At 55.2% G+C, this 18,640-nt stretch carries 13 protein-coding genes and 1 pseudogene; 8 read left to right on the top strand and 6 right to left on the bottom strand.

Annotated features, from left to right (window positions below):
* Positions 1-186: 186 nt before the first annotated feature.
* The 3 genes from LOY50_RS14425 (at position 187) to LOY50_RS14415 (ending at position 7,214) form a co-directional block, all read left to right on the top strand.
* Positions 187-2,871, top strand: a complete 2,685-nt coding sequence (locus LOY50_RS14425; protein ID WP_258687927.1) for an EAL domain-containing protein — start codon at positions 187-189, stop codon at positions 2,869-2,871.
* Between the two features lie 298 nt (positions 2,872-3,169).
* Complete coding sequence (locus tag LOY50_RS14420; protein WP_258687921.1) at positions 3,170-5,263, top strand: bifunctional diguanylate cyclase/phosphodiesterase; 2,094 nt, start codon at positions 3,170-3,172, stop codon at positions 5,261-5,263.
* Positions 5,264-5,672: 409 nt separating this feature from the next.
* Entirely contained in the window at positions 5,673-7,214 is a 1,542-nt protein-coding gene (locus LOY50_RS14415) for a hybrid sensor histidine kinase/response regulator (protein ID WP_258687913.1), read from the top strand.
* Here the strand turns inward: LOY50_RS14415 and LOY50_RS14410 are convergent.
* Positions 7,197-7,388, bottom strand: a pseudogene (locus LOY50_RS14410) (MerR family transcriptional regulator); the annotation flags it as partial. The gene LOY50_RS14415 and the pseudogene LOY50_RS14410 overlap by 18 nt on opposite strands.
* 26 nt (positions 7,389-7,414) lie before the next feature.
* Positions 7,415-7,915 (bottom strand): Lrp/AsnC family transcriptional regulator, encoded by a 501-nt coding sequence (locus tag LOY50_RS14405; protein ID WP_046062430.1) that lies wholly within the window; start codon positions 7,913-7,915, stop codon positions 7,415-7,417.
* A 119-nt stretch (positions 7,916-8,034) separates the two neighbouring features.
* Here LOY50_RS14405 and LOY50_RS14400 point away from each other — a divergent pair, with 119 nt between their 5' ends.
* From LOY50_RS14400 to LOY50_RS14385, 4 genes are all read left to right on the top strand, one after another.
* A complete protein-coding gene (locus tag LOY50_RS14400) occupies positions 8,035-9,069 on the top strand; it encodes a histone deacetylase family protein (protein ID WP_258687909.1) in 1,035 nt (344 codons plus the stop codon).
* A gap of 50 nt (positions 9,070-9,119) precedes the next feature.
* On the top strand, positions 9,120-10,175 hold the full coding sequence (locus LOY50_RS14395; RefSeq protein ID WP_258687908.1) for an ornithine cyclodeaminase: 1,056 nt from the start codon (positions 9,120-9,122) through the stop codon (positions 10,173-10,175).
* Between the two features lie 172 nt (positions 10,176-10,347).
* Positions 10,348-11,763 carry an amino acid permease gene (locus tag LOY50_RS14390; RefSeq protein WP_214510408.1) on the top strand — a complete coding sequence of 472 codons (1,416 nt, stop codon included), beginning with the start codon at positions 10,348-10,350 and terminating at the stop codon, positions 11,761-11,763.
* A 96-nt stretch (positions 11,764-11,859) separates the two neighbouring features.
* Positions 11,860-12,405, top strand: coding sequence for a hypothetical protein (locus LOY50_RS14385; protein WP_024618963.1), 546 nt, complete (start codon positions 11,860-11,862; stop codon positions 12,403-12,405).
* 41 nt (positions 12,406-12,446) lie between these two features.
* Here LOY50_RS14385 and LOY50_RS14380 read toward each other — a convergent pair whose 3' ends face one another.
* The 3 genes from LOY50_RS14380 to LOY50_RS14370 form a co-directional block, all read right to left on the bottom strand.
* Positions 12,447-13,082 carry a hypothetical protein gene (locus LOY50_RS14380; RefSeq protein WP_214510409.1) on the bottom strand — a complete coding sequence of 212 codons (636 nt, stop codon included), beginning with the start codon at positions 13,080-13,082 and terminating at the stop codon, positions 12,447-12,449.
* Between the two features lie 184 nt (positions 13,083-13,266).
* Positions 13,267-14,298, bottom strand: coding sequence for an RNA 3'-terminal phosphate cyclase (gene rtcA, locus LOY50_RS14375; protein ID WP_258687897.1), 1,032 nt, complete (start codon positions 14,296-14,298; stop codon positions 13,267-13,269).
* Positions 14,299-14,302: 4 nt separating this feature from the next.
* Positions 14,303-15,529, bottom strand: a complete 1,227-nt coding sequence (locus LOY50_RS14370) for an RtcB family protein (RefSeq protein WP_258687885.1) — start codon at positions 15,527-15,529, stop codon at positions 14,303-14,305.
* A gap of 206 nt (positions 15,530-15,735) precedes the next feature.
* Here LOY50_RS14370 and rtcR point away from each other — a divergent pair, with 206 nt between their 5' ends.
* Complete coding sequence (gene rtcR / locus LOY50_RS14365; RefSeq protein ID WP_309475771.1) at positions 15,736-17,343, top strand: RNA repair transcriptional activator RtcR; 1,608 nt, start codon at positions 15,736-15,738, stop codon at positions 17,341-17,343.
* A gap of 95 nt (positions 17,344-17,438) precedes the next feature.
* On the opposite strand, the gene LOY50_RS14360 is transcribed toward rtcR, so the two are convergent.
* A complete protein-coding gene (locus LOY50_RS14360) occupies positions 17,439-18,131 on the bottom strand; it encodes a type 1 glutamine amidotransferase domain-containing protein (RefSeq protein WP_258687883.1) in 693 nt (230 codons plus the stop codon).
* Positions 18,132-18,640 lie beyond the last annotated feature (509 nt).

Genomic DNA, 18,640 nt, shown 5'->3' with positions numbered 1-18,640 from the left:
AGTTAAGGGTAATGACGACCACGCGCAAAATGTCTATCCGTGGAGGATTTGGAAAGCATCCATCTTGCATGTTGCTACGAAAAATCTCGTCCGAGCAGTCAATTTTTTTCGACGCAAGTATTTCCTGACCGACTAACCTACGAAGAGTCCCGCTACGCCCTCAATTGGTTTTGTCGAGACTTCATTATGCAGTGGCCATCACATTCTTTAGCGGTCCGACTTACGGCAGGTATTGCTTCCATCATTTTGTTTGTCTATGCGCTGGCGGGGTTGGCGCTCTACCAGAGCAAACACCAGCATGAGCTTCAAGCGGTGACCACAACGGAGAACCTGGCGCGATCCTTGGCAATCAACGTTTCCGGCGTCCTTGATAAAGTTGACGTCGGCTTGTTTGCTATAACCAGCGAAGTAGAACAGCAAATGGCTGCCGGAGGCATCAATGGGGCGTTGCTGAACGGGTTTCTAACACAGCAGCAGGCGCAGATTCGGGACTGCGAAGGGCTGTGGGTGGCGGATGAGAAAGGTGATGTTCCCTGGGGAACAATAATGACCGCCGGCAAAATAACGAATATAACCGATCGAGAGTATTTCCAGCGCCTGCATGAGAATTCGCATCTCGGAATGGTGGTATCCAAGCCTGTGATAGGACGCTCCACAAAAACCTGGTCGGTCCTCCTGTCCCGACGCATCAACAACGCTGATGGCTCCTTTGCAGGTGTGGCGCTGGGTTCGTTGCGCATGATGGAATATTTCAGCAACATGTTTTCCACTATTGAGATTGGAAAGCACGGGGTCATTGCTATTCGTGATGATGAAATGGCGCTCATCGTCCGGTATCCGACAGTAGCCAATGAAAGCGGGCAAGTTGGCGCCAGGTTGGTTTCAGCCAAGGCTACCGAAGCGACTCGATCGTCCCCGGAGGCTGGGAGCTACACCGCAGTTACCCCAGTAGACGGCATCGAGCGACTCTACACCTATCGAAAAATTGCGAATTATCCTCTCTATATTTTCGTCGCAAAGAGCACCGACGACTTTCTTGTTCCCTGGCGAAAGGAAGTGGATATAACGCTTTTACTACTGGCCGTTTTCACCCTGGTTATTCTTGTTTTCACGCGCACCAGCTACAGACGTGAAACTGAATCGCGTAGGGCGAAAAAAATGGAGCTCTTTCGTACCGCGTTTCGCACCAGCCCGGATAGTCAATTCATCACCTGCCTTGAGGATGGGCGAATTCTTGAGGTCAATGACGGATTTACACCCGTATTTGGCTGGACGAGGGAGGATACTACTGGCAAAACGGTTTTTGACATCGATATCTGGCGCTATCCGGAAGAGCGTCATACGTCGGTTCGTCTCTTGCAGCAAAATGAATATTTCATTGATCGTGAAGCTGAATTTGTAAGCAAGGATGGCCGCACGTGGCCCGGTCTGGTTTCGGCGCACGTTATGACTCTGGATGACACTCTGTGCATTCAAGCGATCATCCGGGACATCAGTGACCGAAAGGCTGCCGAGCAACAGATCCAGAAACTATCGTTCTCTGACCAGCTCACGGGGCTTCCAAATCGCCGACTCTTTATGGATCGGCTGGAACAGGCATTGATTTCGAGTGCTCGCCATCAATGGATAGGCGCATTGATGTTTGTCGACCTTGATGATTTCAAGTCCATCAACGAAACCTTGGGCCACGGCCAGGGTGACTTATTCCTGAATGAAATCGCCCGACGATTGAGGCGCTGTGTACGGGAGGGCGACACCGTCGCCCGCCTTGGGGGCGACAAATTCGCTTTTATTTTGGAGAACCAGAGCACCCATCCGCAGGCGGCGGCGAGCCATGCTGAAAACATTGGCAAAAAAACGCTGCTGGAGATCGGGCAGCCTTATCAGCTGTGTACCTCTACACTGCACCGAACCTGCAGTATCGGCATTACTCTGTTTGGCGAGCAGAATGAGGATGCAAGCGAGCCCTTGAAACGCGCCGAGTTGGCCATGTACCAGGCCAAAGCGTGCGGACGCAATGTCTTGCGCTTTTTCGACCCCAAAATGCAGGCGATCGTCAGCGCGCGAATCACGCTTGAGGATGGTTTGCGCGAGGCCATCAAGCAACACCGGATCCTGTTGCACTATCAGCCGCAGGTCACGGATGAAGGTCGCATTACAGGCGTGGAAGCGTTAGTGCGCTGGAAAAGCCTGCGCGACGGCATGATTTCTCCGGCAGAGTTCATTCCACTGGCAGAGGCGACTGGCTTGATTTTTCCGCTAGGCCAGCAGGTATTGATAATGGCCTGTCAGCAGTTGGCGGTATGGGCAGAGAGATCCGGATTCTCGCACCTGACCATCGCCGTCAACGTCAGTACTCGACAGTTTAATCAGGATGACTTTGTCGAACAAATACGGTCTGTACTCAATCGCAGCGGTGCCAATCCTCATCGTCTCAAGTTGGAAATTACTGAAAGTATGCTGGTCTCCAACGTCGAGGATGTGATTGCCAAGATGAATGCGTTGAAATCCATCGGTGTTGGCTTTTCGCTGGACGACTTTGGCACCGGTTATTCCTCCCTGTCGTATCTCAAGCGCCTGCCGCTGGACCAACTCAAGATCGACCAGGGATTTGTACGCGATATCCTAGTGGACCCAAACGACGCTGCGATCGCCAAGACGGTGGTCGCATTGGCAAACAGTATGAACTTGTCGGTCATTGCCGAGGGGGTTGAAACACGAGCACAGCGTGACATGCTGGCTGTTATTGGTTGCCATAACTATCAGGGATATTTATTTGGTCGCCCCATGGACATAGATGCATTAGAGGATTACATCGAAGGTGGAATTGATCTAGTTCGTCTAGGCCGTTTGGGGGATCGGAACAAGTGAGTCATCTATAGTAGCGTTGGGCACGCATGATGCACCCTTCCCTCCTCTCAAAAGCAGAAGTTACACGCTCGATGAGCGTCGATTTGTCAAGCGGCATGATTCTTTCAGGGCCTGGTAAATTTAAATTCGGCGAGCACATCACCTTGATCAAAATAGAGTACTGGTGAGCAGCGTGTATTGCCTGAACGCTTACCTTTCGCAGGCAACTTTGACAGGTCACTACACCAAAGCTGATTCCTTCAGAAATTTTCCGTGCCGCCGATAACTAAAAGAGCTGGACTACACTTTCGGAGTTTCAATGCTTGTAAGCAGTTATAACGGACTATATGTCCTGCTATCCCTGATTGTCGCGATCTTGGCCTCCTATACTGCGCTGAACATGGCTGGTCGTGTCACGCGCACCCAAGGAAAAGCCTCGGCACTTTGGCTGGCTGGTGGTTCATTCGCCATGGGCACCGGCATCTGGTCAATGCACTTCATCGGTATGCTGGCCTTCCAACTGCCCATCGAATTGAGCTATGACTTGACCCTCACTGGCCTATCGCTGGTGATCGCCATCGCCTCCTCGGCCTTCGCCCTTTGGCTGGTATGCCAAAAGGAAATGCCGCTGTCCTGGCTGCTGGTGGGCGCGGTGTTGATGGGGATCGGCATTGCAGCCATGCACTATACCGGCATGGCGGCGCTGCTGATGAATCCCGTGGTGGAATACGTTCCGTCGCTGTTTGTACTGTCGGTGCTGATCGCCATCCTCGCCTCTGGAGCGGCGCTATGGATAGCCTTCCGCCTGCGCGGAGAAGGCAAGTACATCAATCGCGCGCGCCTCTGCTCGTCCCTGGTGATGGGTTGCGCCATTGTCGGAATGCACTACACAGGCATGTCAGCAGCAAAATTCCCACTGGGTAGTGTATGCGGTGCGGTCAACACAGGTATCGATAGTAAATGGCTGGTGGTGCTGGTGATTCTGGTCACCTTGGCCGTCTGCGCAATTGCCCTGATTATCTCGATGCTCGACGTCCGTACCAGCCTACTGGCCAACTCCCTTGATCGTGCCAACAGTGAGCTAGTGGAACTGGCCCTGCACGACAATCTGACACGTCTGCCCAATCGCATCCTACTCAACGACCGCCTTGAGCAGGCAATTCAGAAAGCCGCCCGGCAAAAGAGCCAGTTTGCCGTGCTGTTCATGGACTTGGACGGATTCAAAATGGTGAACGATACCTACGGCCATCACACCGGCGACCAGTTGCTGGTAGAAGTGGCTACGCGTATCAATAATGCCAAGCGCGGCGAAGATACGGGCGCGCGCTTAGGGGGCGACGAATTCGTACTGCTGATCGACCTCGCCGAGCCGGATGACGCTGCGGCTCTCGCCCAACGCCTGGTGGAAGATATCAAGGCTCCATTCGTCTTGGGGCGGCAGACAGTACATGTTTCCACAAGCATTGGTATTGCCATTTTTCCAGTCGATGGTCATACCGAGCATGAGCTTATGGTCAACGCTGATGCCGCCATGTATCACGCTAAAGAACAAGGTCGAAACTGCTACTGTTTCTTCGAAAGAACCATGAATATCAATGCCCACCAGCAACTGCAGTTGCAGCAGGATCTACGCAAGGCCCTCGAGCAGAATGAGTTCGTCCTGCACTACCAGCCGAAAATGATTGCTCCCGACGGCCCTATGACGGGTGTTGAGGCCCTGTTGCGATGGAACAGTCCAAACTGGGGCCTAGTGCCGCCCGACCGCTTTTTGCCCCTGGCCGAACGAACTGGGCTGATAGTGCCAATCGGGAATTGGGTAATAAATGAAGCCTGTCGGCAGATGGCCGAATGGCACGCCCTAGGTAAAGAAGGCTGGAATATTGCGGTCAATCTATCGACGGTACAATTGGCCAATGCAGGACTGGTTGACATCGTGCGTACAGCACTGCAAAGCAACGGTCTGCCACCTCGCTTTCTGACCCTGGAGGTAACCGAGTCTACTGCCATGCGCGACGCGGAAGCCGCGCTGATCGTCCTCGATCAGTTGTCATCGCTGGGAGTAAGTATTTCCATTGACGACTTCGGTACCGGATATTCCAGCCTGCTTTACCTCAAGCGCCTACCAGCCAATGAGCTGAAGATCGACCGAGGCTTCATCACCGAACTGGCTAAAAACAACGACGACGCGGCCATCGTTTCGGCGATAGTGGCGCTTGGCAAAACGCTGGGCCTGAGGATCGTCGCCGAGGGTGTGGAAACCTCTGAACAACAAGAGATGCTTACAGAGCTGGGTTGCGACATCTTGCAGGGTTACCTACTGGGCAAACCGATGAGCGCACAGGCGGTGCTGGAAAGCTTTAACACCTCCAAAGACTCAGGCGCAATCCTGCAGCGGCCACAGGCCCAGCACTAGCAGTACAGGCACGATTTATGTTCAAGATATCAGGTCAGGTTCTCCAACAGCTCCAAGGCTTGGTCGACATCGAACTGCTCGGCGTGCCTGACGATCCGACGCAGTTGCTCGGCCAGCCAGGGATCCGAGACCACTCAGCTTGACGGTCGGACAGTTTTGAGTCGCCGCAACAAGATTGCGTACTCGGCGGTACGAGCCTCCTACGCTCCTAATACTGGTCTAACCTTTCTTTCAGATTCCTTATTGATCCAGGTGCAGTACTGCTTGGCGCCAATCCTGGCGGTCTTGACCTGTCTTATCGATAACGGGCTGTTTGACTTCGACCGAGCCCCGGAATTGCTGCTGGGAGAGTCAGCTAAAGGCACCTGACTGGCGTTGCCCCATCCTTCTACTTGGAGCTCTAGGCGTTATGATCACCGCCGATACCGTATTCTTAGTCGTCGACGACGCAGACACCATGCGCAGAGTCAACAGTAGCCAACTAGAGCGCTTGGGGGCACGACACATACTAACCGCCGCCAATGGTAAAGAGGCATTCGCGCTACTAAGGACGCGTAAGGTCGACGTCATTCTTTCCGACTGGAACATGCCAGTCATGGATGGCCTCACCCTGTTGCGCAAGGTCCGCAGTGACCCCAAGTTGGCCATGCTGCCTTTCATCATGATTACCGCAGAGAGCTCCCGCTCCCAAATCACCGAAGCCATCGCTGCCGGGGTCAGCAACATTCTTATCAAGCCCTTTACCGCCAACGACCTTTCGCAGCGCATAACGCGTGCAATGACCCACCGTCCTCGGCTGCATTCATCACCAGTAATTGCTGAACCAACTCAAGAGTCAAAGGAGGAATACCGTCCGACATTGCTGGTTGTCGATGACGTACCGGACAACCTAGCGCTGATTGCCGGGTTGTTTCAGGACGAGTACCGCATACTGGCAGCGCGCGACGGACGCCGTGCGTTGGCCATCTGTACTTCCGAGACCCCGCCAGATCTTCTTCTGCTGGATGTAATGATGCCGAACATGGATGGTTTCGAGCTGGCCCAGCACCTGCGCAGCCATCCCAGCGCTAGCCGCATCCCGATCATCTTTATCACCGCCATGAGCGATCCGGCAGCCCAGCTACGCGGGTTGGAGCTGGGCGCAGTGGATTTTGTCAGTAAGCCGATCGATCCCAAGTCGCTACACCTTAGGGTGAGCAATCTGTTGCGCCTGGTCGAACAGCGCAACGCTCTACAGCAGGAATACGACACCATGCTGGAGCTGGAACGCTTGCGCGAGGAGGCCAGCTGTATTTCACGTCATGATCTGAAGGCGCCGCTGTGCAATATCCTCGGCTTGGCCCGCAGCCTGCTTGATGGCGGCAATCTGCTGCCGCGCCAGTTGCAAATATTGCAAAGCCTGGAAACCGACAGCCAGAACCTGCTAGGAATGATCGACATGGCTGGCGACATCTACAAAATCGAGACCGGTAGTTTCGAACTTAAGCCGGTCGCGGTCGAACTGTTGCCCCTGGTACGGCGCCTATGCGAATCGGCCAGGCTGACCTATCAGGCAAAAAAACTGACCATCGAGGTCGTGGCGGAACACACCAACGAATCAACACCGGTGCTAGCCAGTGGAGACGAATTGCTGTGCTTTTCTCTACTGAACAACCTGCTGAAGAATGCCTGCGAGGCGGCTCCTGAGAAAAGCCGCGTGCGGCTGACATTGATACCTGCCGAGCATATCGAATTGGTAATGGAGAACCAGCCAGCTGTACCCGTAGAATTTCGATCACGGTTTTTCGAAAAATACGCAAGCAACGGCAAATCTGGCGGTACGGGGCTTGGTACCTACTCAGCGAAATTACTAGCTGAAGCCCAGAAAGGAAGCTTGGAGCTGGAGATTGACGACGAAGCGAATCTGACACGCTTACGGTTGCAGCTGCCGGTTCTAGAAGCTGACAGTTGAGCGGGACGAGTTGTTCAACCGCTGAAGCTCAAGTTGCCTGGCAGCACTGGCCTTGAGGTTTTTACGCTCTTCATCCAGATACCGATAAATGCTTCGTAAGTTGGCGATTTTCTATTTGATTTCCACCCTCTTCTTTTCAATGAGCTTAGCCCCGTCAGCTAAGTGTAAAAGTTGTGCAGAGGAGAAAATCGTCAACCCACTCACTCCTTGCTCGATTTGGGTATCGCAATACGGCTACTGGTCTTGACCTCGCGCAACGCCAGGCTCGACTGAATGGATGCAATACCCACCTGGCGCCTGAGCACCTGCTCGATAAAATCACTGTAGCTATCAAGATCCTCTGCCAACACTTGCAGCACGTAGTCGGCATCCCCGGTGATCTTGTGGCAAGACAACACTTCAGGCAATTGCGCAATCACCGCCTCGAAGGCGTCGGGAGCGTGATCGGCGTGGGTGGAAAAACGGATGTGCACGAACGCCATGATATCCAACCCCAACATGCGTCGATCAAGGTTGGCCTGATAGCCCTTGATCACGCCCGCTTCCTCCATTCGCTTACGCCGGCGCCAGCAAGGCGTGAGGCTTAATGACAGGCGCTCACTGAGCTCGGCGTTGGAAATGCTCGCATCATCTTGCAGCAATGTGAGTATCGCCAGGTCCGTCTCGTCGAGGCTGATGCGTTTGGATGATTTTTTCTGCATTTCGCAATTCCTGAGTAAAAACGCCCGAAAAATCTAGCAAACCACGAATATAAAGCAAAGAAAGCGCATCCAGTCCAGAACAGAATATTTGCACTGGCTCACATTAACGGATGCGCAGAATGTTTACAGTTTTCAGTGATTCCCACCGTTTGCACCACGGCACCGAATTGAAGGACGGTGTGCTCAAGCCGTCGTTCGAACAGCCCAGCAGGGCCGATACCGTACATGATCGAGTCAAGCAGGTAGGCCTTGGCCAGATCGTCGAACCACGGACATTTGACCGGGCGTGTTACGTCAATGCGCACAGCGAGCGCTACGTCAGCTTTCTTGAAAGCGCATGGTCCGAATGGTGTGCGACCGGGCGTACCCACGACGCCTTGCCGCTGGTGTGGCCAGTGCGCGATTTGTCCAACGATCAAGTCCCGACTTTCATCGACGGAAAGCTCGGCTTCTTCGCCATGGATGCCGGTTCTCCGATTACCGCGACCACGTGGCAAGCCGTAAAGACCAGCGCAGACATCGCCCTCACCGGCCTGGCGCTGATCGATGAAGGCCACGACAGTGCCTTCGCCCTGTGCCGTCCGCCCGGCCATCACGCAGCGCGTGAGTACATGGGTGGTTATTGCTATCTCAATAACGCCGCCATTGCCGCACAACAGGCCATCACTCAAGGCGCGAAACGTGTCGCGGTACTGGACGTCGACTTCCATCATGGCAACGGCACCCAAAACATCTTCTACGAACGCAGTGACGTCATGTTCGTGTCGCTGCACGGCGAACCTGCGGTGTCTTATCCGTACTACTCAGGCTTCAGTCACGAAGTCGGCGCCGGCCATGGCGAAGGTTACAACCTCAACTACCCGTTGCCGAAAAACACCATCTGGGAAAGCTATCGCAATGCCCTGCTCCACGCCTGCAGGAAACTCCAGCAATTCGCCCCTGAAGTGCTGGTTATTTCACTTGGCGTCGACACGTTCAAGGACGACCCCATCAGCCACTTCCTGCTGGAAAGCGAAGACTTCATCGGCATCGGCGAGCTGATAGCGGGTGTGGGCTGCCCCACTCTGTTCGTGATGGAAGGCGGCTACATGGTCGATGAAATCGGAATCAATGCAGTCAATGTGCTGCATGGTTTCGAGAGCAAACGCAGCTGAGCCGTCCCCTGCCCCGCAACGTTGTTACTACTGAACCGGAGAATAAAAACATGACTCTTTTCATAGACGTCGATCATGCCGCACGCCTGTTCGCCACGGTGGGCATCCGTCGCGCAATCCGCGAAATGGCGGGTTACATCGAAGCCGATTATTCACGTTGGGCGCAGTTTGATAAGTCGCCTCGCACCGCCAATCATTCGGCCAAGGGTGTGATCGAGTTGATGCCGACCGACGATGGCCAGCAGTACTCGTTCAAATACGTCAATGGTCATCCGGACAACGGTCAAAGCAACTTGCTGACGGTCATGGCCTTTGGTGTCCTGGCCGATGTCCACAGCGGCTATCCAACCCTGCTCAGTGAACTGACGCTGACCACCGCTGTGCGCACTGCGGCGACCTCCGCCTTGGTCGCGAAGTCCCTGGCGCGCCCGGATGCCCGCATCGTGGCAATCATCGGCAATGGTGCCCAGAGCGAATTCCAGGCCCTCGCCTTCCATGAAATGCTATCGATCAAGGAACTGCGCATATTCGATATCGATCGCGACGCCTCGCTTAAGTTGAAGCGCAACCTGGCCGCGTTCCCGGATCTTGAAGTCATCCTGGCCGGCTCGGTGCAAGAAGCGGTCAAGGGCGCAGACATCGTCACCACGGTCACCGCAGATAAAGCCTACGCAACGATCCTGACGCCCGAGATGATCGAGCCCGGCATGCATATCAATGCCGTAGGGGGTGACTGTCCGGGGAAAACCGAGCTGCACGCCGAGATCTTGCGCAATGCCCGGGTCATCGTTGAATTTGAACCTCAGACCCGGATTGAAGGTGACATCCAGCAATTGGACGCCGACTTTCCCGTCGTCGAGTTTTTCCGGATTGTTCAGGGCGAAATCAAGGGTCGCGAGAACGACGCGCAGGTCACCGTGTTCGATTCGGTCGGTTTTGCCCTCGAAGACTTTTCGTCACTGCGCTACGTGCTAGACCTGGCCCAAGAGCATGCAATCGGTGAGCACATCCATCTGGTGCCGAGGCCTGCCAACATAAAAGACCTCTACCAGATCCTGGACCAGCAGCCAGCAATCGTCCCCTCACGCCTGCGCACAGTGAGCTGAAAACCCTAGGCGATGCCCCTGAGCAAAGTGCCAAGGGGCTACGCACCACTGTGGGTACGCGGCAAATCTCGCTATCCACAAACCACCGTCAGTAGCCGTTGCATCTCTAACAAAAACGCAAGACACCACTTTTCTGCCAAAACTCAAAAACATAAAATCAAGAGGTTTTGTAATGAAATCGACTCCCTCAGGGCTGATTGAACAGCCCGCGCTGCAGCGCACCCTCAGCAATCGTCACATTCAGTTAATGGCCATGGGAGGCGCCATCGGTACAGGCCTGTTCATGGGTTCCGGGAAGATCATCGCCCTCTCGGGCACGTCGATCATCCTTATCTACATGATCATCGGTCTGTTCGTTTATTTCGTCATGCGTGCCATGGGCGAAATGCTGCTCTCCAACTTGAACTTCAAAACCTTCGCGGATTTTGCCGGTGCCTACCTCGGCCCGCGCGCGGCATTCTTTCTTGGCTGGTCGTATTGGCTGAGTTGGAGCGTGGCGGTGATAGGCGATTGCGTTGTGGTCGGCGGATTTTTTCAGTATTGGTTCCCCGATGTACCCGCCTGGATACCGGCCATCGGTATGCTGATGACCCTGTTCGCCTTGAATGTGCTGACGGTCAGGCTTTTTGGTGAAGTGGAGTTCTGGTTCGCGATCATCAAGATCATTGCCGTCATCACCCTGATTGGCGTCAGCATGGTGCTGATTGCCAGCTCCTTTGTCTCACCCAGCGGTGTTACTGCGTCGCTGAACCATCTGCTGGATAAACAAGCGGCCTTCCCCAACGGCCTGTTCGGCTTCTTTGCCGGTTTCCAGATGGCGATCTTCTCATTTGCCGGCACCGAACTGATCGGGACCGCCGCCGCCGAAACCCGCAACCCCGAGAAAACCCTGCCGAAAGCCATCAACTCGATTCCGCTGCGAATCATCCTGTTCTATGTGCTGGCACTGGCCTGCATTATTGCAGTGACTTCGTGGCAACAGGTTTCGCCCAACAAGAGCCCTTTCGTCGAGCTGTTTCTGGTTGCAGGTTTTCCCGCGGCAGCCGGTATCGTCAACTTTGTGGTGCTGACGTCTGCCGCTTCCTCGGCCAACAGTGGTGTATTTTCGTCTAGCCGCATGCTGTTCGGACTGGCCAACCAGGACAACGCCCCGGGGATTTTTCGGCGTCTGTCGAGCAATAGCGTGCCTCTGCTGAGTCTGGCCTTTACCACGCTATTAATGCTCGTGGGCGTGCTGTTGCTTTTCATCGTTCCAGAAGTGATGACCGCCTTCACCATTGTTTCCACTGTATCGGCAATCCTGGTGATTTTTACTTGGTCGACCATCCTTGCGTCGTATATTGCCTACCGCAAAAAGCGACCTGAGCTGCATGCGAAATCGGCCTATAAAATGCCTGGCGGCGTGCCAATGGCCTGGTTTTCCCTCGCGTTTCTGAGCTTTGTTCTTTGTCTGCTGGCATTGAGACCTGACACCCGTATTGCGTTGATGGTCATGCCGGCGTGGTTCATATGGTTGGCAATTGCTTACCAGCTGACCTGTTCCAGAAAGCCTAAAACCGCAGCTGGATCTGCCAGCCAATACGGCTGAGATGGTTGGGGGCACCGTAAACCTCAACTCATCCTTGATAGCTCAGGGCCATCTATCGATAATCACGCCTTCTAAAAAAGCACATAAGGATTTGCTGTGAAGAAGCTCTACTTGGCTCTACCGTTCTGCGCGCTGCTGCTACAAGGTTGTGGTGTGACCATGACCCGCTATGAACCCAACTTTCAGAACGTTCAGCAGCTCAAGAAAAATGCACCCATGCAGCCCTTGCGCGAGACGCAGGTGAATGCGGATTCAGGTCAAGGGTCGCTGATGGTACGCCTGAACCCGATTTCATCGCCCGAGGGCAGCGTTCCACTGCACATCCAGGCCGCGATCAACGATGAGCTCCGCCAGGCGGGTCTGTTGGACCCTCGGGCTGACCGGCAGCTGCAGGTTCAGTTGGTCAAGAGCCAGCTCACCGCAGGCATGAGCAGCGGCCATGGCGAAGTGGCTGCGCGCTTCACGCTGCGTAAAGGTGATCAGGTTTTATACGAAACCACTAAAGACGTGCAGCGTGATTGGGACAGCAGTTTCTTCGGTCCGATCGCCATTCCGGCGGCCGCGAACAACTACAACCCAATGGTGCAAGACCTGCTCAAGAGCTTGTACAACGACCCGCAGTTCACGCAAGCGTTGAAGTGATCAAAAAAAGAGCCGCGATTGCGGCTCTTTTTCTATCGGTGTCAGCCCCGTGGAATGCGGGTGTCGACAGCGGAGTATTTTATGCGGTTGTTGTCGACCCAGTTCTTCAACAGCGCATTGACCTGGCGGTTGAAGGTGTCGGTGATGGCCGCCTTGGGCGTATTACCTGCCAGGGGCAGGAACCAGATGCCCATCCAGGTGTTGATCGCATCATGATTGCTGGCCTTGCCCAACGGCTGGCCCTGCTCGTCCAGGGTTTCCAGGCTCATGGTGTACTGGTCGGTTGCCAACGCAGGAATGATCGTGAACGTGAAGCCACTGAGGAACGCCAGGACCATTTGCCCACCGCCTGGCGCATGGTTATAGACCTTCAATCGAAGATTGTAATCGCCTGGTTGCTTCTGGAATTCGTCAAAGACCACGCGCCCAAAAAGCCCTGACTCATCGAAGGTTCGCTTCAGATCGGGCTTGAGCATGTCGCGAGCCTGCGGCACCTCGGTGGCCTTGGCATTGTCGGGGTCGCCCTGATAGAAATCGAAATCGACATAGACGTTCGGCTTGTTCGAGTAGCTGGCCATTGAAGGCAGATTCACGGGGGCTACTTCATCTTTGGTGAAACTGGCGCATCCACTCAGGCTCAAGGCCAAGGCGAGGCCTATGGCTTTTGCAAATTGCATATCGACTTCCTTGCGTAATTTGACTAATGCCGCTCACAGAGAGGGGACGAATTCTAGCGGGATCCGCTCAAAATCAAAAGGCCACCACACCGTACTCCCGTCCATTCGCTTTCTCCAATGCATGCAATTACTGTGGAAGGCGCTTACGGCTGAGTGTCGTTCACCGGCGCGTGATCAATCCAACCTACCGAGCATGAAGCTCAACAACAACGCCCCCTTGATCACAAAATTGAGTGAGGCGTACTCCAATATCGAGGAACTGCTGGATAACAACAGCGTTCGTTCGGATGTGATTGCTCAGGCGCATCGTTGTCAGCTTGCCAGCGCCGGCAATTGCCATCGGCAACATCATCTGATCCGCCAGGTGGTTTTCTACGGCTGTATTCGATTGGGTCCACGCGGTGAACTCGTCTATCGCCACGTCCGCTACCTGCTCCGCGCGCACTCGTTCTTGGCCGATACTGGTGAAAACTGCGATGACTCCAGCCCTCAAGGCAGTGATAGACACAGCATTCCCTGGTCCCGCCCGGTCGCCCAGGTCGGTCACGGAGAGGTCGTGCTGTTCGATCCTCAGCCTTGCCGAAAGTCGATTGACTTCTCGGTGCCCAATTGAGACAGGAATGGCTGAAACCAGCGCTCCAGCCGAAATGATTGTGACGGGGTCCATTCCTCCGTCCAGCTCCAGCGGTTTGAGGAGCGAAGGTCTGATAGTGGCTTCGACCAGGCCCCCACCGCCGGGGACGAAACCATAGTTGAGTAGCACCAGTTCCACCTGCGCGCCCATACGCCGTACCAATGGCAACCACGCGCGCTGTATGAACTCGAAGGGCGGCGCCGCGGGATTATGTGTCCCGCCAGTGATCCGGACTGTGCTCGGCCCGTCAGCCTGCAAAAGTGCAGGCAACAACGTCTGCAATACCAACATCGTGCTACCCGCCGTTCCGATCGCGAATGAATACTCACCGCTCTTTATGCTTGCGGGATGGAACTCAATAGCTGTCGAGTTGAGTTCCGCCCCAACAGTTCTGGCGCCACAAATCTCAGTCGCTGCTCGTACTGCGGTCAGGTGCTGACGCAACAATCCGGGGCGGGAGCGTTTGCCGCGTATTCCTGTCATCCGGAATGCCTGCCCGGTGATCATCGAGAGGCTGAGGGCCGTACGAAGCACCTGCCCTCCTCCATGGGTGCCGTCGATCAGAATCAGGTCCTGGTGCATTACATTAACCCTTCACGCATACGACTTGGCGCAGGGTATGAACCACTTCAACCAGATCGCGCTGGGCAGCCATCACCGCATCGATGTCCTTGTAAGCCATCGGTATCTCGTCGATAACAGCCTCATCCTTACGGCACTCCACATGAGCGGTGGCCCGCACCTGATCCTCGACAGTGAACACCGCCTTGGCCTTGGTACGACTCATCACCCGGCCTGCACCGTGTGAACAACTGCAGAATGCCTCCTCATTCCCCAGGCCGCGCACGATGAAGCTCTTGGCGCCCATCGACCCGGGGATGATCCCCATCTGCCCCTTCTGCGCAGAGACGGCTCCTTTACGGGTGAGGAGAATGTCTTCTCCAAAGTAGGTGCCCCGCTCCACATAGTTATGATGGCAGTCGACGGCGATCAGCCGTGACTCAAAAGGCTTGGTGATAATCGATCGTACGGCGTCCAACACCGCCACCATCATGACTGCGCGGTTCTGCTTGGCGAAGTCCTGGGCCCACTCCACAGCTTCAACGTAATCATCGAAGCTCGAGGTGCCTTCTCGAAGGTAGGCCAGGTCCCGGTCAGGCAGGTTTACCATGTGCTTGCGCATTTCCTCGCGGGCCTTTTCGATGAAGTAGGTACCGATCATGTTGCCTACGCCACGGGAACCGGTGTGCAGCATGATCCACACGTGGTCGGTCTCGTCCAGGCACACCTCCACGAAGTGGTTCCCTGTACCCAGTGTTCCGAGGTGTTTGCGGTTGTTGGATTTTTCCAAGCTTGGATGCTTGTCGGTGATCAGGCTGAAACGCCCCTCAAGCGCCGACCAGGCTTGATCAACAAGCGCCGGGGCGGTTTCCCAGGCCCCTTTATCTCGGCCGCTACGCCCCGAGGTGCGTCCATGGGGAACAGCCTTCTCGATGGCGGTACGCAGGCCGAATAGGCTGTCGGGAAGATCGCCGGCGCGCAGCGACGTGCGCACAGCCGACATCCCGCAACCGAGGTCGACCCCGACGGCAGCCGGAATGACCGCGCCTTTGGTAGGAATCACACTCCCAATAGTCGAGCCTTTCCCCAAATGAACGTCGGGCATGACAGCCATGTGTTTGAACACGAATGGCATCTGCGCTGTGTTCCTCAACTGTTGCTTGGCTTCTGGCTCAACCGGGACGCCTCGGGTCCACATTTTGATGGGCTTGCCGTTTTCGACCTCAAGCAGCTCGAAGGTTTGGGTGGTCATTATTTTCGCTCCTGTGATTTTCTGTTTGGGAGCTCCATAGCGAGCGGCATGCCAACGTTATGGCCGGCGGAGCAAATTTTCACTATCTGATTGATATTTAACGTTTTAAATTCTAATGAACAGATCGTGAAGCAGCGGTGCTATCCATGATCATGACAAGAAAACTATAATTTATTATCGCAACCTATCTTTTGAGATACTCCGCAATGCAGATCAAGAAGACAGTCGCCATTGGAATCCTAGGCTCCAAGCTCGACCGAGTTGGCAAGGGTGAGCAGCGCTGGAACAAATGGCGTCCGACTGTCTCGCTGTGCCAACAGCCCGACCTGGTAATTGATCGCCTTGAACTGATTCACGGGCAAGCGCGCTTTGATACCGATCTCGCCTTGAAGGTAGCGGCTGATATTGCTCAGGTGTCGCCAGAGACCGAGGTCCGCCTGCACACCATGGCGATGCAAAACGCCTGGGATTTCGAAGAGGTTTATGCCTCGCTCCATGATTTTGCGGCGGACTACCCCTTTGACACAGCGAGTGAGGATTATCTTGTTCACATCACCACGGGCACCCATGTTCAGCAGATCGTCTGGTTCCTGCTGGCCGAGTCCCGGCACGTCCCTGCCAAACTGATACAGACGCAGCCAAATGGCCTGCGCAATGATGACTCGGCGCCGGCAGGCAAGCACGTTGTTACCGATCTCGACCTTCAGCGCTACGACCAGATCGCGAAGCGATTCCACGCTGAGCGCTTGGAAGGCACAGAACTGCTCAAGTCTGGCATTGCGACCCGCAACGCGGCCTTCAACCGTACGATAGAGCAGATCGAACGGGTCGCCGTTCGATCCCGGGCGCCGATTTTGATCAGCGGCCCAACGGGGGCGGGAAAGTCCTTTCTGGCACGGCAGGTCTACGAGCTCAAACGGGGGCGTCACCAGATCGTTGGCCCGTTCGTCGCGGTGAACTGCGCCACGTTACGTGGTGATACAGCGATGTCGACATTGTTCGGTCACACGAGAGGTGCGTTCACCGGCGCTCAACAGGCGCGAGAGGGCTTGCTGCGCTCGGCGCACAAAGGCGTTCTGTTTCTCGACGAGATTGGAGAGTTACCGCTCGACGAGCAAGCAATGCTTCTGAAAGCGATTGAGGAGAAGAGGTTCTTGCCGATGGGCTCTGATAAAGAGGTCGAGTCTGACTTCACTCTGATCGCCGGTACTAATCGTGATCTGCAAGCGCGCGTTATCGAAGGCCTGTTTCGCGAGGACTTGTTAGCCCGAATCAACATTTGGACCTTTGTCCTGCCCGGACTGGCCAACCGGAGGGAGGACATCGAGCCGAACATCGATTTTGAACTACTGCGGTATGCCAGGGATCATGCTCAAATGGTTCGCTTCAATGCAGAAGCTCGGCGCCGATATGTGTCCTTTGCTACCGGCAAAGATGCCAGTTGGCCAGGAAACTTCCGACAACTCTCTGCGTCGATCACCCGGATGGCCACATTGGCTGACAGTGGCCGGATCGATATGGCGCTGGTGGAGGATGAACTGGAACGACTGCGTCTGGACTGGCGGATACCGACCGCCTCCGACCCGCTGTCGGAACACTTGGCTAATGCTGGTCTTGAGATTGACTTGTTTGATCGCCTGCAACTGGAGTCGGTCTTGAAGGTATGCAGCACCGCGGCAAGCCAGGCGGATGCGGGGCGCAAGCTCTTTTCACATACCCGATCAGCCAAGGCATCATCTAACGACTCCGATCGAATCCGAAAATTTCTGGCTCGATTCAACATCACATGGAGCCAGGTCAGTGAGCTTATATAGACAGGAATCGACCATGGGCCTTAATCGTCCGCACCGCTATTGGCTCTCCCAGCCCCGTCATCAGGCGGCCGAGTTGACCGCCCTGCAACGTTGATTCAGCCCGTCTGTTCCTGCTTCAGTCGCTTGAGCAGGGCAATGGCCGCAGCTTCGGACGAAGCGGGATTCTGACCCGTGATCAGGTGCCCATCCTCGACCACATAGCTTCCCCAATCAGCACCTTTGGAATACTCGCCGCCCTTGGCCTTGAGCATGTCCTCCACCAGAAACGGAACCACCTGGGTCAGCCCCACCGCCTCCTCCTCGGAATTGGTGAATCCGGTCACTTTTTTACCCTTGACCACGGGCTCGCCATCCGGTGCGTTGACGTTCTTGAACACCCCGGGCGCGTGGCAGACGGCCGCGATGGGTTTATTCGCAGCATAAAACGCTTCGATGAGGGTCTTGGAGTCGGCGTTCTCGGCGAGATCCCACAGGGGCCCATGGCCTCCTGGATAAAACACGGCATCGAATGCATAGGGATCGGCCTCAGCCAGCGGCACGGTGTTGGCCAACGCCGCTTGGGCCTTGGCATCGGACGCGAAGCGACGTGTTGCATCGGTCTGGGCCTCCTCTTCGTCACTCTTGGGGTCCAGTGGCGGTTGTCCACCCTTTGGAGACGCAAGCGTCACCGTCGCATTGACGTCGACGAACGCGTAATAGGGAGCAGCGAATTCTTCCAGCCAGAATCCAGTCTTCTTGCCGGTGTCGCCCAACTGATCGTGAGATGTAAGGACCATTAGAATTTTCATGTAAACCTATCCTCCTCGCGTGAATGAACGAAGTGCGCTCGCCCTGCATGAGTGTCAGAGGCTGTGTGGGGGGAGACGTTCAAAGTGTTGTACGGTCCAGCAGTGCCATCCGCTGCAACGGCGCCGGATGGGCAGCCTTTGGCCGGGAGTTTTGACGTCAGTACCTTTCCTGGTTATTCGATTTAATAATCGTATATATAGCCAACGAAACTAAGCAAACGCCCTTTCAGTCACCTATCTTGACCTCAGCATCTGCCAATTCGAGCTGGATGCTGGAACGTATCCGACGGCTCGGAAACGCCATCAAATGGCTTCGGACACACGTTAATCCGCAGCATAAGGATCTGCTCGTACGTTCAGTTTGATTGAAGACTGCAAGACCGATAAGGAGATCCCCCTGTGGTGGATGTACAGCAAGTGTTGGACTCGATTCCCCCTGGCATCCCCTATGGCGACGACTATGCGTGCGGCGCCACCTTCTTTACGACGGCCAACTGACGCCCGAACAC

Source organism: Pseudomonas sp. B21-010 (assembly GCF_024749325.1).
GTDB lineage: Bacteria > Pseudomonadota > Gammaproteobacteria > Pseudomonadales > Pseudomonadaceae > Aquipseudomonas > Aquipseudomonas kilonensis.
The sequence above is the reverse complement of the archived record's forward strand: the minus strand, read 5'-3'. Positions and strand labels throughout refer to the sequence as shown.